A 14,345-nucleotide genomic window follows, 5' to 3' on the forward strand; every position below is an offset into this window, starting at 1 on the left:
CATGGCGCGCAATGATCACCTGTTGTCTGTAGGCAACGAAGCTCTGGCGCCAATGACTTCGGCAATGTCATCACTGACGGCGCAGATTGATCAATTGACTGAGGTGGCTGATGCGCGCTCCTCGGCACGTCTGGCAACACTCAAGACCAGGATGGAAAACTTCACCGCCAGCATCACTATGGTCGGTCAGGTAAAAGCGGGCAAATCATCGATTGTAAACATTCTTGCGGGGCGCCCATCTTTGCTTCCGTCGGATGTGAACCCGTGGACGTCGGTCGTCACAACCCTGAATATCAACATGCGTCCACCGGGCGATACCAAGGCCAAGTTCACCTTCTTTGAGCAGGAAGAATGGGACAATCTGATGGTCGGGGGCGGCCGGTTGGGCGAATTGGCCAACCGTGCCGGTGCAGATGACGAGATGGAGGACATTCGCCGTCAGATCGGCGAGATGAAAGCAAAGTCGGAAGAGCGTCTTGGAAAGCACTTCGACCTGATACTTGGCCAAAGCCACCAATACGATCACTTCGATGAAGAACTGATCCAAAGATATGTCTGCCTGGGCGATGAGGACGACCCGGATATCAATCCAAAAACAGGCCGGTTCGCAGATGTGACCAAGTCGGCCGAGTTGTACATGGATATTCCTCAGTACCCGATTGCGCTGAAACTCTGTGATACGCCGGGTGTCAACGATACCTTCATGGTGCGTGAACAGATTACCCTGCGCAGCCTGCGCGGGTCCGAAGTCTGTGTTGTGGTGCTTGCTGCAAGCCAAGCCCTGACCACCATGGACATGGCCTTGATGCGGATCATCGCTCAATTTGAGAACCGCCAGATTGTCCTGTTTATAAACCGGATTGACGAGTTGTCAGACCCGGTCAATCAAGTCCCCGAAATCCGCGACCGGATTCTGGATACTCTGAAACAGAACAACATCGACGCAAAGACAAGTGTCGTGTTCGGCAGTGCCTTGTGGGCCGAGGCAGCACTGACCGGGAACCCCGAGATTCTGAACGAAGAATCCCGCGAAACACTCAATACATTTTACCTCGCTGCCGGGTTCGGTGATCAGGCCCCCTCGCTGGACAAAATCTGGGCATTGTCCGGTTTGCCTGACCTGCTGCTGGCGATAAACGAGCGTATTGCAGAAGGTGCCGGAGCAAGGCTGATGGATCGGGTTCGCCATCGCGCCCGCAACATCGCCAGCCAGATTCGTGCCACCGCCGTGGCAAAGACTCTGTCAGAGGGTGAAGGCGTTGCGCGTGATCTTGACGGTGTTTCTCCGGAAGATGCAATTGCGAAAGTTTCTGCGGAATATGAAAAGAAAGCAGCCGAACTGACCAATGCATTACGTGACAAAGTATTGGAGCGCCTGAACTCAGCCGAGGCGAATTTTGTGAAGCGCGCCACGGATTCTCTGATCGCGCACCTTGAGAAGAATGGCGAGCAAGGCACTTGGCAATACGACCCTGCTGGATTGAGGACTTTGCAAAAAGCCGCTTATTTCAGTTTTGCCCGCGCAATGCGTAAGGATGCTGGCACGCTTTATTCAACTGCGGCTGCAGATGTAGAAGCGCTGTATCACAAAATTCTTGGCAACCACCTGGGTGAATTCAGCATCGAAGCACCTATCGTGCCGCGCGTTCCACCACCGTTGGGGATTGGCCGGACGATCGCTCTGGACTTGCAAAGTACCTGGTGGCGACGCTGGTGGCAAAAGCGAAAAGGCTTTGAAGCGTACGCTGCCGATTACACACGCCTGATCGCGTCCGAGGCGAATTCGATCACCAAGGATATCGAGGAAAACCAGATTGCGGCCGTGTTGGAAAACGTCCGCGCTATTCTGGCGGATTTCATGCGGGAACAGAAGGAAACGTTGCTGAGCATCTCATCATCAGCAGACAAAAACTCCGGCCAGACCTCGGCAGCGATGGCGGGCCTGCAACCTCAGAAATCGCGAGACGAGATTCTGGGTGACATCCTGAAAGACCTAAGCAACGAAGCGGCATAAGTAGAAAAATGGCAAAAGATTCACAAACACGCTTTGTTTCACCGAAAGCATGGGAACGTATCGAGCAGTGGTCCCGCCGCAAACCGGTTTTCGCTTTGATGGGTGAATTCAGCGCTGGCAAATCCACACTGATGAACTTTTTACTGCGAACGCAAACCTTGCCAACGCAGGTTACTGCAACCCAGTTACCACCGGTCTGGTTTAGCTGGGGCAGTGAAAAACCATATATCAAGCGGCATGACGGAAGCGTCGAACCAATCGAGCTGGATCAGCTTGAGACTGTAGGCGTCAATGACGCGCAGTTCATTCGTATCTTCCTTGAAGCCGATATTCTGGAAGCCGTCGATCTGATCGACACTCCCGGCATCTCGGACCCCAAAATCTCGACAGATGTCTGGCAGCGCGCAGTCGGGCAGGCAAACGGCGTCATTTGGTGCACCCATGCGACGCAAGCCTGGCGCGAAACCGAACGTGCAACGTGGGTTTCGCTGCCGGACCGCTTGCAACACAACTCGCTGCTGTTGGTGACGCGGGCGGATGCACTAAACCTTAAAGACCGTCAAAAGGTTCTTAGACGTGTCAATCGCGAAGCCGGACATCTGTTCAATCGGTCCATTTTGTTTTCCGCCCGGGATGCAATCAATGCCCGCGACAAGACAGGTGACGCTGAAATGTGGTCGCGCAGCGGTGGCGGCAAGATGATCGACAGTTTTCTGGAAATCACAGAACAGATCATGGACAATCGCGCCGATCAGCTGGCGCGGTACCAGATCGACAAAAGCCAGTCCGGCGCATTCAAGGTTCAACCACTGCGCCCCGCCCGCAAACCAGACTGCCGAGAGGCACTGGCGGACGGCATCGAAGCTACTCCTTTGCGGCTGGTCAATCCACTGGAAAACGAACAGCAGCCAGAAGCCGACGATCATAATGTTGTAACAAGCTTCCCCATCCGACCAGCCCGTGTAGAGCGACGCGTTGACGAAGGCGAACGGGTTCGGATCAACCCGGAAGACGCTGAACGGCTGCGGGCAGAAATGGTATCAGACACCGAGCAGATGCCTGAGGAAACCGATACCAGCGACGAGTTGCGTGCCTTCTTCAAGGACACCTCGAGCGATCCGCTTGAGTTGAAGAATGTCGCCGGTCTGGAAGAAGACGTGGACGAGTTCGACCTGTCCGGTGAATTCGGTGCTGCCGATAATGCTGACGACCTGCTGGGTGACGCTCCAGATGCTGAAACGGGCGACAAGTCCGTTGATGACGTGCTGACCTCGTTGAACACGACCTTGCGTGAAGCCGCGGCCGAAGCGGACGAAGTCGAAGTTTTCACGCCGGAAGTTGAATCGCGTGATGATCGCGGTATCGAAGTCTCGGTATCCTCCATTGCGGCGCTGATGGCGGCTCAGCCCGAGAACAACGCCGAGGATTACGAACCTGAGCCTGAGACAAACGGCTTGATAGAAGTCGTGGCCTCAGTCGAGGAAGAGGCTCGCGACATCCGCAACGATACGCACATCGATCTTCCAGAATCCGCAGCCGGGTCGCCGCTTAGCGCGTCGGATATGTGGCGGGAAATTACAAACAAGGAGGACCTGCCAAAGGACGCAGTCGGGCTTCAGAATGTATTCAAAGCCTTTCTTGCCGAATTTGACCAGATCGCAGTTGAATATAGTGCGAAACAGTCCAGACGCGCCCCGCAAGCCATTCCAAAAACGAAAGAAAACAGCAGTGCAGAATGGCATGTTTTGTAAGGACGCCTTAGTCAAGGCGCTGAAAAGAAGGACGATAAAGAGTTAAATGTCCATTCAGGATGCATTGAACACCGCGATTGAAACGATACCCGACTGCATCGCAGCCGGGTATATCGACATGGAGACCGGCATGCTTTTAAGCAGTAGTGTCTCTGATTCCGATTGCGCTGAATCGCTGGACACTTTGGCAATCGCAGTGGCCAATCTGTTTCAGGGGCGGGGTGTCGCTGCATTTGAAGCGCTCTTGCACGAGGCCGGAAACACTGATGAGGAAAACGCCGGGTTTGGGGAAATCGCGGTATTTTCAAAAGACCGGTTGAACATCTTTTTGCGGACCAGGGAATATCCTGATCATGTGGTCTGCTATATCTGCCGCAACAGCACTAATGTAGGGCTGGCGCTCACTAAATCGCATCTCAGTCTCAAGCCGGTTGCGGCCGCAGTCTGAACGGGACCAGAGGGGGTCACGGTATGATGGACACAGACATTCTCGACATGCTCGAAGATATCGGGCGGTCTTCGGTTGCCCGCCTGTCTCCGACGGTGATTGTCCCCGGTGAAACTGCAACAGCCCGTCGGGCGGCTGTGTTGCGTTTCATTCGCGGAACGATATTGCCCAGACGACTTGAGCTGACCGCGGCCAACGGAAGCTGCCTGAAAATCGAAGTAAACAGCTCCCGGATCACGGATGTGTTTCAGGTGCCGTCCGGGCAGATCCCCGATTTCGAAACGGAATCACGTACCGCGCTGGTCGACAAGCTGGCCCAACTGATTTCAGACATTTCAGCCGCCCCTGCCCCACTGGAACTGATGTCTGGAAAGCCAGCCTCGACGCTGGAGGCTGATGATGTTGGTATTACGCTGAGTGAGATCGAGAACGCCTGCGCCGGAATTGAGCTTTCCTCTGAGCCAATCGTGTCTGTCGTTCCGGACGTTGAAAAACCTTCAGACAACAGCCCTGCCCCGGCAGCAGGGTCGGGCAATTCGTTGGCGCAACAGTTTTTTGACGGGGCTGCACGCTTTGCCACAGGTCGTGTTCTTGTGGACAGTATGGAAAACACTGCACTGGCTTGCGAAGGAATCTGCAAACCTTCCGAGGGGATGCACCCCAATCAAGAGATTTTGACACGTTTTGTTTCAGATCTTGCTGGTTGGAACAACGACACCCGGGACGAATTCGAAGGCCCACATCTGATCGTCATGCGGCCATCGGGTGGTAAGGGTGCGGGCATGGCTGTTCTGGGCGACAACGAACAGATCGCCGTGGCCATTCATGATGCCCGCAAACTTGGGGCGGTCATTAATCTTTGGACGTCTTTGGGGGAGGCTGAGGAATGACTCCCCCCAAAGCATTCAAATTTTCGACTAATTCAATGCGTTGTTTTCTTTGTAGTCAGGGTAAATAGTGATGAGTGAAACACATCGCCGCGAGCTTATTCGCATCGCAGAAGACATGAACGGGACAAGCAATGACGAAACACGTCAGTTCATATCGCGCATCATTGGTGATCTGGGAAAACTGAAACCGTCAGTTGCCTTTGTCGGGCAGATCAAGGCAGGAAAGTCGCGCTTGATCAACGGCTTCACCGGTCAGGCAGAATACCTGCCGTCGGACGTGAACCCGTGGACAACCGTGATCACCGACATGCATTTCGGGCACCCGAACGGTCGAACCGAAGGGGCCGAATTCCATTTCTTCGACAACTACCAGTGGCAATCACTGATCGCCGAAGGCGAAGAGTTGCGCAACATGTTCCCGGATGACGAGGACAGCTACAAGCGCGAGATGATCGAAGAGCAGGTCGAAGCCATGAAGACCCGGGCGCGTCGGCGACTGGGGGACAGTTATGAACAGCTGTTGGGTCAACATCACGATCTGGATCAACTGACATCCGATGATCTGGCGCGTTACGTGTGCGCCGGGGACGACCCCGCAGAAGACGGGACAGTTGACCCCGGCAGTGATCGCGGACTTTACAGTGACATCACGCGCAAGGCCGAGGTCTATTTTGACATCGGTCACTTCCCATTCCCTCTGACCGTCACCGATACGCCCGGAGTAAATGACCCCCTGCTGATCCGTGAGGAGATTTCGCGTCAGTATCTCAAGGAATCCGATTTCTTTGTGGTGGTTCTGTCAGCGCACCAGGCGTTGTCGCGTGCGGACCTGAAACTGTTCCGGCTGATGCAGGCATTGGAACTTGGACAGATCGTTGTCTTCATCAACCGTGTCGATGAATTGGGCGGCGGGGCCGAAGATGCGGCAAAGGTGCGTCTGGATGTCATAGACGGGCTCGAAAAAGCGTTGGGTACTTCGAATATCGATGTCCTGATGGGCAGCGCACAATGGGCGCACTATGCGCTGACCGGCGATGAATCCGGTGTGAACCACGATCATATTCTGGCGTGGTTGCGGGCGCACCCGAAACAGATGCAACAATACCTGAACGGTGTGGCCGAGATCAAACAAGGCCCGGGGCCCATCAGCCGAGAGGCTGTACTACGGTTTGCCGCGATGATTGCGTCAGGCTTACCGGACTTGCGCCGCCATGTCACTCAGGCGTTGGCGGACGGGCCGATAAACGAACAGCTGCGGATGGCGTGGCAGCATCTCGACAGCTTCGCGCGTGGCGATTTGGAGCGATCCCAGGTACATCTTCGTGCCCTGAAAGATGAAGGCAGCGCGGGTGCACACACCGCTGAGGACAGCGACAAGACGCTGAGCGATCTGCGCAAACTGATTGCGGATAAATCGCAAGACATTGTCAAGGACATGGACGACGTTCTTTCAAACCTGCGTGGGGTCATGGACGACACGGTCTCTGAATCCGTCTTTGTTGTGGTGCGCGGACCTGAAGGACAATCCCCATTGCTTGCCAAAGGCGGCGCTACCGAGTTGAATTTCACCCCTTTACGCGAACACATGCGCGAGCTGGTGCAAGGCGCGTCGCAAGTGGTGCGGCAACGCATGTTGAGCGAACTTTACGCGATTGACATGCAATGCAACGCCGCTTTGCGGGCACTGCCAGGGTGGCAGGAACCAGTCGACAATCGCATGAACACAAGTGCAGTGCGTTGGTTCCGCCCGGACACCACCGCCCTGACCCGTGGCATTACGGTTGAGCTGCGTGTAAACTGGTTGTCGCGTCTGATATCGCGCTACAGCGTTGTGACGCGGGCCGAGCGCATGATCGTGCAGGAATTCGAATTGATTGGTGATGACCTGATCGACACAACGCGTGAAAACCTTCTGGATCGGTTGAAAACTGTTCTGGATCATTACTTGGCCCTGTTGGCAGGCCATCTTGAGCACCGTTCCGGAGCGGGTGAGTTGAATGCTCAGGCGGAAGCACAAGCTGCGTTTGAACGGGCGCGCCGTATTGCTGACGAGTTGGATAGTGTCTTTGGAACAAGCAACGTGGACGAACGACAAGCAGAGGCTGCGGAATGATTGAGTTTCCCGGAACCGAACAGGAAGTGCGCCAGCTGGAGCGTTTTCTGACAACGACAGGAAAACTGTCGTCGGGCCCAAAGTTGGAGGACATGCGCGCACGGGCCCTGGCCCACGCCGAACGCCTCTCCAACGCGGTCAACATCGGTTTCGCCGGAGAGTTCGGGGCGGGCAAGTCAAGCCTTGCGAACATGCTGGCAGGGGCGGATATCCTTCCAACCGGTCCGCAGCATCTGAAGCTGCCACTTGTCATCGTTGCCTACGCGGATACGCCAGAGACGACAGTCGGCTGGTGGAACAAGGAGCCAAAGACATATTCTGGCATAGCACTGGAAAAGGCCGCTGCGGATGAGCCTGACTTTATTTCGGTTGGATTGAACACACCTGCTCTCAAAGAGATATCACTGTTCGATCTTCCCGGCTCTGGCGCATTGGATGATACATACAAACAGACACTGGACCTGCTGAAATTCGTCGACTGTGCCATCTGGTGTACCAACGGCACAAGCGCATGGCGTGAAACAGAACGGCATTTGTGGGCGCAGGTGCCGCCCGAGCTAAGAGCCAACAGCCTGCTGGCAGTTACACATGCTGATTTGCCCCCGGTGCAGGCCGCTCTGGATCGGGTACTGGCTCGATTGAATAAAGAAAAAGAAGGACTGTTTCGCGCTGTGGTCCCAATTGGCACGCCCGTCGCGGTGCGCGCCATGGCACAAGAGCCGGAACCAGATTTTGATCTTTGGGAAAACTGTGGCGGCCAGGAACTCGCGGAAAAAGTTCTTGATGCGGCGTCAGACCGGCGGCGCAGTGACCTTGACGCTGCCCGGAAGGATCTGAAGCACGAGTTTCTGCCATTCCTGGAAACATTGAATGGGCCAGAGCCGGAACCTTCCGTCAACGATGCTGCGTCAATGCAGTCAACGCTGGGGTCTGCCCTTCCGCCACTGAACAACCCAATTCTTGAAGACTGGTTGGCTGCCATTGCCAGCATTTATGAAGATCTGCGTGACACCGCTGCCATTGAACCCGCAGCGTTTTTGCAAAGCTGCCAGGAAATCGTCGAAGATTTCGCGGAACGGCTGGACCAAGGTGGCGAGATCGATCCGGATGCTGACTGGATTCCGGCCGAGTTCGAAAAAGCGACTGACTTGTTGTTGTTGCTTCAGTTTGAAAGCGGAGATGCGCCTTTGAAAGACGCAATCAGCATACTTGTACAGCTTGGTGACAACCTTGCATGGGCTGGCAGTACCGTCGCCGCGGCACAATCCAAAACCGGTACCTAGCACTTTCCATCAGGATTGAAGCGCTGTTCAGCGATTCGAAGGGCCGAAGAATCGGCCCTTTATTGTTTCGAATTCGTAGACCAAGAGACCGATTTGGGGTCGTCAGTTTTCATTTATTCTACCCCGTTAATCAATATATTGTGCTATTGCTTCGAACCAACACCATATATGCCATAATCAAAAAAACGATCCTTAGTGAAGCCATCAGGCGGCCCCATTAAAGTCAAATTTGAAACGTCTAACCGTTCTCAAGTGTCCTGCGGTTGTTTTTGGTTGTGAGTTCGTGGGCTGCCGGCCCTGTTAAATTAAGCCGCAAAATGAGTAGAACGGGCGGATTAAAATGAGCCACAACCAGGCTGTCGGTGCAACGCACGACGAACCAAAAATTGAAGGACTGCAACCGGGCGCAAAGCTGTTGCGCGGGCAGTATGAGATCCTCCGATATCTCAGCAACGGCGGATTTGGGATCACCTATTTAGCACGCGACAGCCTGGAGCGTGATGTCGTGATCAAGGAATGTTTCCCCGGTGCGTTGTGCCGTCGCAACGGGGACTTGGTTGAGCCGAACGACCCGTCCTTCAAGGATGATTTGCGCGCCATTATCGACCTGTTTATTCAGGAAGCCCGCAATCATGCGCGTCTGGTGCATCCGAACATCGTCGACGTTCATCAGGTGTTCGAAGACAACGATACCGCCTATATCGCTATGGATCTTATCCGTGGTTGCGACCTGCTGGACTATGTTGAAAATCCGGAAAACGACGGTGGTCCTGACTTTATCGTGCAAGTCACGGAAAAGATGCTGTCCGCGGTGTCGTTCATCCACCAAAGCGGGATGCTGCACCGTGACATTTCACCCGATAATATCCTGATTGACGAAAACGGAAACCCGGTCCTGATCGACTTCGGTGCCGCGCGTGAGCAAGCCGCAAACAAGTCGGCCGCATTGTTGACCCTGCGCGTCATAAAAGACGGATATTCGCCGCACGAGTTTTACGTCCGTGGTGCCGAACAAGGGCCCAGCAGTGACCTCTATGTCTTGGCCGCGACTCTGTATCACGCAATCAGTGGCGAACGCCCGGTAGACGGCCAGAGCCGCCTGAATGCATTCAACAACGGGCAGGACGACCCTTATACTCCATTGGCAGGCCGCTTTGACGGATACCCCGACGGATTCCTCGAAGCAATCGACAAGGCAATGGAAGTACACGCAACGGACCGGTTGCAGACAGCCCTGGATTGGCTGCGCATGTTCCGCGGCCCTGGCGTGTTGTTTGATACATTCGCCTATCGCCCGGTTTCCGTGATTGTTGGCATGGATCGCAAGGACAAGGAAGAAGAAAAGGCGCGGATCAAGGCCGAAAGTGAAAATGCCGAAGCGGTTGTGACGGCTCTGCTCGCCGGGAACTCGGACATTGTTCGCGAAACCGAAAAAAAGAATGAACCCGAGATGGCCAAGATTTCTGCAAAAGCGGAAACACCGGTCGCTGTTGATACCGTGGTTCAGAGCGGATCCGGTGGCAGCGGCAAGATGATCGCTGGTGCAGCAGTGCTTGTGGCAGCGTTGGCCGCAGGCGGTTTCTTCGTGATGTCCGGCGACAAAGGTGAAGAACAAGCCGAGGTTACGACGACGCTGCCTGAAGCAACCACACAAACTGCCGAAGCAGAACCTCCTGCGGTGGAAAAACCCTTGGCCGAAACACCTGAACCCGAAGTCGCGGTCGCTTCAGAGCAACAACCTGAACCAGAAGAGCCTGTCGAGCAGGCGCAAGTTGAACCCGCGGAACCAACCGCTACAGAAACAGCATCCGAAGCTACTGAGACCGCCGATGCCCAGGAACAACCTGCAGAACAAGAGGTTGCGGCCGTTGTGGACGAACCCAAAACCGTAGCCGCTTCCGGCACTCCGGTCGAACAACAGGTATCTTTCCACCATTGGGATGTTGAAATCCCCTTCCAGACGTCCCGCCGCCGGACCGCAACAGGTGCAACTATTGCGGTTACCGGTGTGGACGCCAATCAGGACATGAGCGTTATCGGAGAATGGGTGGAACCCGGAGTTGTGATCTTTACTCTGAACGGCAACCCGGTTCGTCAGGACATCTCTTTCGCGGCGCAAGTTCTGGACAAGCTAAGCGTCGACCCAGACGGCTTCACACGGGTTGCAGCCCGCTACCGGCCGCTTGGAAAGACCCGCGCGCAGAATGGCCTGCTGGCACTGCCTGTGCTGCGCTCGGTCGGATTGGAGAACGGTTACTCGTTCACAGTCAGCAGCTCGGGAGGTGAAGGTTGGCAAACAAAAGTAAGCTCGGTTCCAGCCGAGGCGACAGGCAGCCTGCAAAAAGGCGATGTTCTGTTGAGCGAAAGCCAGACCAACATGACATTGAATACGTCCGAAAGCCTTGATGGCATGCTGGCTGCGCTGGTTTCCGACAGTCAGCCAGAGGCAAAGCTGACCGTATTGCGCAACGGTGCTGAGGTAGCTGCGACCATGCAGTTAGCGCAGGAGTGATCTAACCGGTTCAATTTTGATCTGCCAGTGTGTGTTTACTGAGGGTGGCTTTTAGTTTGCCGCCCGGCGGGAACCGGCCCGCCGCAGAGAGTACCAGTTTCCATGTTTTCAATTGAGTGTCTCTGCGTTGTTCCACGCAGGGTTAGGTAGCAGCCCCATGGCACAAAAGGTCCGTGCCAACAATTCGAAGGTGTCGACACCATGTTCAAATACAAAAGCCCTCTGAGCCGGCTTCTCGAAGGTGCCGGCAAATCCAAAGAAGATGATGTTGCTGAAAACGCTCATGCAGCTGACAGCGCGGCACCTGAAACCGAAAAGCAGGAGCCTATCGCAGACTTCAACGCGCTGCGTGCCGCACTGGCCGGTGGAAACATGACGTCTGAATCCTATGAGGAAACAGACGAGCTTATCCCTGAAGAGAAAATGCCGGAATTCGACGAAGTTGCGGCGGAGAACACGGAAGAACCGGTTGAAGTGTCCATCTTCGTTGAAGATGCAACTGACGAGGACGACCAAGATACCAAGAACTTGATGGCCGACCCCGACGATGACGAGGATATCTCGGACGATCAAATCATCACTTTGCATGTAGCAGACGAGCTTGCCGAAACACCGGATGAAGTTGCGCCGCCTCTGGATGTAGCTGAAATGAGCGCGCCGGAAACGGTGGAAGCTGAGGTTGCAGCCCCGTCCGTGCAAGAACCGGCAGTGGTGGAAGAGGGTGCCGTACAGGCTCAACCCACGCCTGCCGCCCCAGCCGAGGACCGTCGCTCGCGGGTCAAAACAACGTTCCTTGGGTTTGAGCGTGCGGACACGCATGTTCAGGAATTGATCGAAACATCAGAACCCGTCTCAAAAACCGAAGCTGCTCAGGAAACATTCCCGGTTGGCTGGCTGGTGGTGACGGCAGGTCCCGGGCGGGGCGCCAGCATCACCCTGACCGAAGGCCTGATGCAAATCGGTCGAAACGATGACCAGGCGATCCAACTGGATTTCGGCGACACAGGCATTTCACGTTCGAACCACGCTGTTATTGCTTATGACCCGGAAGATCGGAAATGCTATCTAGGGCATGGCGGAAAGGCCAACCTTGTTCGCCTGAATGGTAAACCCGTTCTGAGCACAATCGCACTCTCCAGCGGTGATCTGATCCGCATCAGTGAAACATCAATCCGATTTATGGCCTTCTGCGATGAAGGTTTTGATTGGCGGGATTCCTGATAGATGCTGGCTACTCCGGCATATGATGTTGCGCTGATCCTGAACCAGGGTCAGCGGGAAACGCAGGAAGACGCGATTGCTGCGCGCATGTTCGACGCATCGGACGCGGGCTATATTGCGATCGCTGACGGTATGGGTGGCCACGAGGCGGGCGAAGTGGCTTCGGAAATGGTGATTGCCGCTTGGCGGAACGCGCTGGATACCGAGCTAGAAGCCGATGCCTTGAATGAAGGCGCCGCAATTGACGCGCTGCCATTGGCAGCCATGCAAGCCAATGCAGCGATATCCGACCATAACGAGGCACAGGGCCAGGGTTTCAACATGGGCTCCACTTTGTTGGGTGTCCTCTTTCTGGGTCAGCGTGTGTTCAGGATTTCGATCGGAGACAGCCCCCTTTACCTGTTTCGCGAAGGCAAGTTGACACAGGTGAACGAAGACCACTCGATGGCCCCCGTGATCGACGCAAAACTGGCCGCTGGTGAGCTTTCGGAAGCCGAAGCGCGGGGACTGGACAGGAACCAACTGACGTCGGTGATCATGGGGGGTGCTATTCCAAAAGTGGATTGCCCTGAAGACCCGCTGATCGTGTCTCCGGCTGATATTCTGATCCTTGGCAGCGACGGGCTTCAATATCTTAGCGACGCTGAGATTCAGGATGTTCTGCGCCTGCATCAGCAGGAGCTAGCACAGGAAATCGCCGAAGCCTTGCAATTGGCAGTGCAGGCCAAGGGCGATCCCGATCAGGACAATCTGTCGATCGCAGTCGCAAAACTTTCGAGAAAATAACCAGGCAAAGCAACAGGACCCATGAGAAAACACCTATTCATATCAAGCCTTGCCCTAGCCGCCGCCACAGGCGCGGCGTCAGCGCAAGAGGCATGTTCAAACTACGAGATTCAGCGTGGCGATAGTCTGCGGGAATTGGCAATCCGAGTTTACGCAACCGAAGATTATCGGCCAATCTACGATGCTAACAGGGATGTTATCGGCACAAATCCCAATATCATTCGTGTCGGCGATGTTTTGAAATTGCCTTGCCTGGAAGATGTCGGGCGCGCGCCCGAGTTGCCCGACACCGAAGCAGGACGCCTCGCGGCTGAAATGGCCTCAGAACTGGTAAAAGCGGCAGAAGAACGCGCGGAGAAAGCCGTGGCCGAAGCGGAAGCCCGTGTCGCGGCAGCGGAAGCTGAGGCAAAGAAGGCAAGTGAAGATGCAGTCGTCGCTGCACGGGCCGCTGCCAAAGAAGAGATTGAGGCAGCCCGCTCGGAAGCCGCCGCACTGATCAGAAATGCTAACGCTGAAACGCGCCCGGAAATTCGTGATCGTCAGTTGCTGTTGATTACCGGTGGGAACTACGCTCCGTTTACGGACGAAGCGCTGCCCAACCGGGGGCTTTACACGCATCTGGTTGAGACAGCGATGCTGCGTGCCGCGCCAGAACAAGCGTATAAAATTCAGTTCGTGAACGATTGGTCGTCGCATCTGGATCTGTTGATGCCAACACTTGCTTTTGATGGCACTTTCCCCTGGTCGCGCCCAAATTGCGAAGATGCGGAAGCACTGTCCGAAAGCGACCGCAATCGTTGTGAGACCTACAATTTTTCGAACCCGTTCTACGAGGTCGTGGATACATTCTTTGCTCGCGACGGATCGGGATACGAACAAACGCTGACATATGCCGACTTTGCCGGAACAACGATCTGCCGCCCGGAAGGCTGGTCGCTGTCTCATATGGATGCGGTAAGCCTTTACGAACCCGTCATCAAGTTGCTGCGGCCCACGTCGCCCGACGACTGCTTTCACGCTGTGATGAACGGAACCGCCGATATCGTGGCAATTGAGGCGCATCTTGCTGAAGAAGCCATCGCGCGGCTTGGCTATAAACACCGGATTATCGAAAACCCCAACCTGGCGGCGATCAAGTCGCTTAATGTCATGACCCATAAAGATAATCCTGATGGGGAAGCGATCTTGGAGACGCTGAATCAGGGTCTTGCAATCATGCAGCAGTCTGGCGAATGGCGCGACATCGTTTCGACCGCCCTGCGTCATCAAATGGAAAATGGATAAGGCCACGTTTGGCCTGACAAACAAAAGTCTGGAGGAAGTGGAA

At 55.1% G+C, this 14,345-nt stretch carries 10 protein-coding genes; all 10 read left to right on the top strand.

Annotated elements, in window-relative coordinates; genetic code table 11:
• Nucleotide 1: 1 nt before the first annotated feature.
• The 10 genes from AC2FLO_RS20860 (at nucleotide 2) to AC2FLO_RS20905 (ending at nucleotide 14,302) form a co-directional block, all read left to right on the top strand.
• Nucleotides 2-2,014 (top strand): dynamin family protein, encoded by a 2,013-nt coding sequence (locus tag AC2FLO_RS20860; protein WP_496754180.1) that lies wholly within the window; start codon nucleotides 2-4, stop codon nucleotides 2,012-2,014.
• Between the two features lie 8 nt (nucleotides 2,015-2,022).
• Nucleotides 2,023-3,765, top strand: coding sequence for a dynamin family protein (locus tag AC2FLO_RS20865; RefSeq protein WP_496754181.1), 1,743 nt, complete (start codon nucleotides 2,023-2,025; stop codon nucleotides 3,763-3,765).
• A 118-nt stretch (nucleotides 3,766-3,883) separates the two neighbouring features.
• Nucleotides 3,884-4,213, top strand: coding sequence for a hypothetical protein (locus tag AC2FLO_RS20870; RefSeq protein ID WP_496754183.1), 330 nt, complete (start codon nucleotides 3,884-3,886; stop codon nucleotides 4,211-4,213).
• A gap of 23 nt (nucleotides 4,214-4,236) precedes the next feature.
• Entirely contained in the window at nucleotides 4,237-5,103 is an 867-nt protein-coding gene (locus tag AC2FLO_RS20875; RefSeq protein ID WP_496754184.1) for a hypothetical protein, read from the top strand.
• 70 nt (nucleotides 5,104-5,173) lie between these two features.
• Nucleotides 5,174-7,216 (top strand): dynamin family protein, encoded by a 2,043-nt coding sequence (locus tag AC2FLO_RS20880; protein WP_496754185.1) that lies wholly within the window; start codon nucleotides 5,174-5,176, stop codon nucleotides 7,214-7,216.
• Complete coding sequence (locus AC2FLO_RS20885; RefSeq protein WP_496811747.1) at nucleotides 7,213-8,499, top strand: dynamin family protein; 1,287 nt, start codon at nucleotides 7,213-7,215, stop codon at nucleotides 8,497-8,499. Before AC2FLO_RS20880 ends, AC2FLO_RS20885 begins: the two co-directional genes overlap by 4 nt.
• A 340-nt stretch (nucleotides 8,500-8,839) precedes the next feature.
• Nucleotides 8,840-11,011 carry a serine/threonine protein kinase gene (locus tag AC2FLO_RS20890; RefSeq protein ID WP_496754188.1) on the top strand — a complete coding sequence of 724 codons (2,172 nt, stop codon included), beginning with the start codon at nucleotides 8,840-8,842 and terminating at the stop codon, nucleotides 11,009-11,011.
• 201 nt (nucleotides 11,012-11,212) lie between these two features.
• Nucleotides 11,213-12,232, top strand: coding sequence for an FHA domain-containing protein (locus AC2FLO_RS20895; protein WP_480483671.1), 1,020 nt, complete (start codon nucleotides 11,213-11,215; stop codon nucleotides 12,230-12,232).
• A 3-nt stretch (nucleotides 12,233-12,235) separates the two neighbouring features.
• Nucleotides 12,236-13,018: a PP2C family protein-serine/threonine phosphatase gene (locus AC2FLO_RS20900; RefSeq protein ID WP_480588597.1), complete on the top strand. Its 783-nt coding sequence runs from the start codon at nucleotides 12,236-12,238 to the stop codon at nucleotides 13,016-13,018.
• Between the two features lie 21 nt (nucleotides 13,019-13,039).
• Nucleotides 13,040-14,302 (top strand): type 2 periplasmic-binding domain-containing protein, encoded by a 1,263-nt coding sequence (locus AC2FLO_RS20905; protein WP_496754190.1) that lies wholly within the window; start codon nucleotides 13,040-13,042, stop codon nucleotides 14,300-14,302.
• The last annotated feature ends 43 nt before the right edge of the window (nucleotides 14,303-14,345 follow it).

The organism is Ruegeria sp. TASC047 (assembly GCF_059612445.1).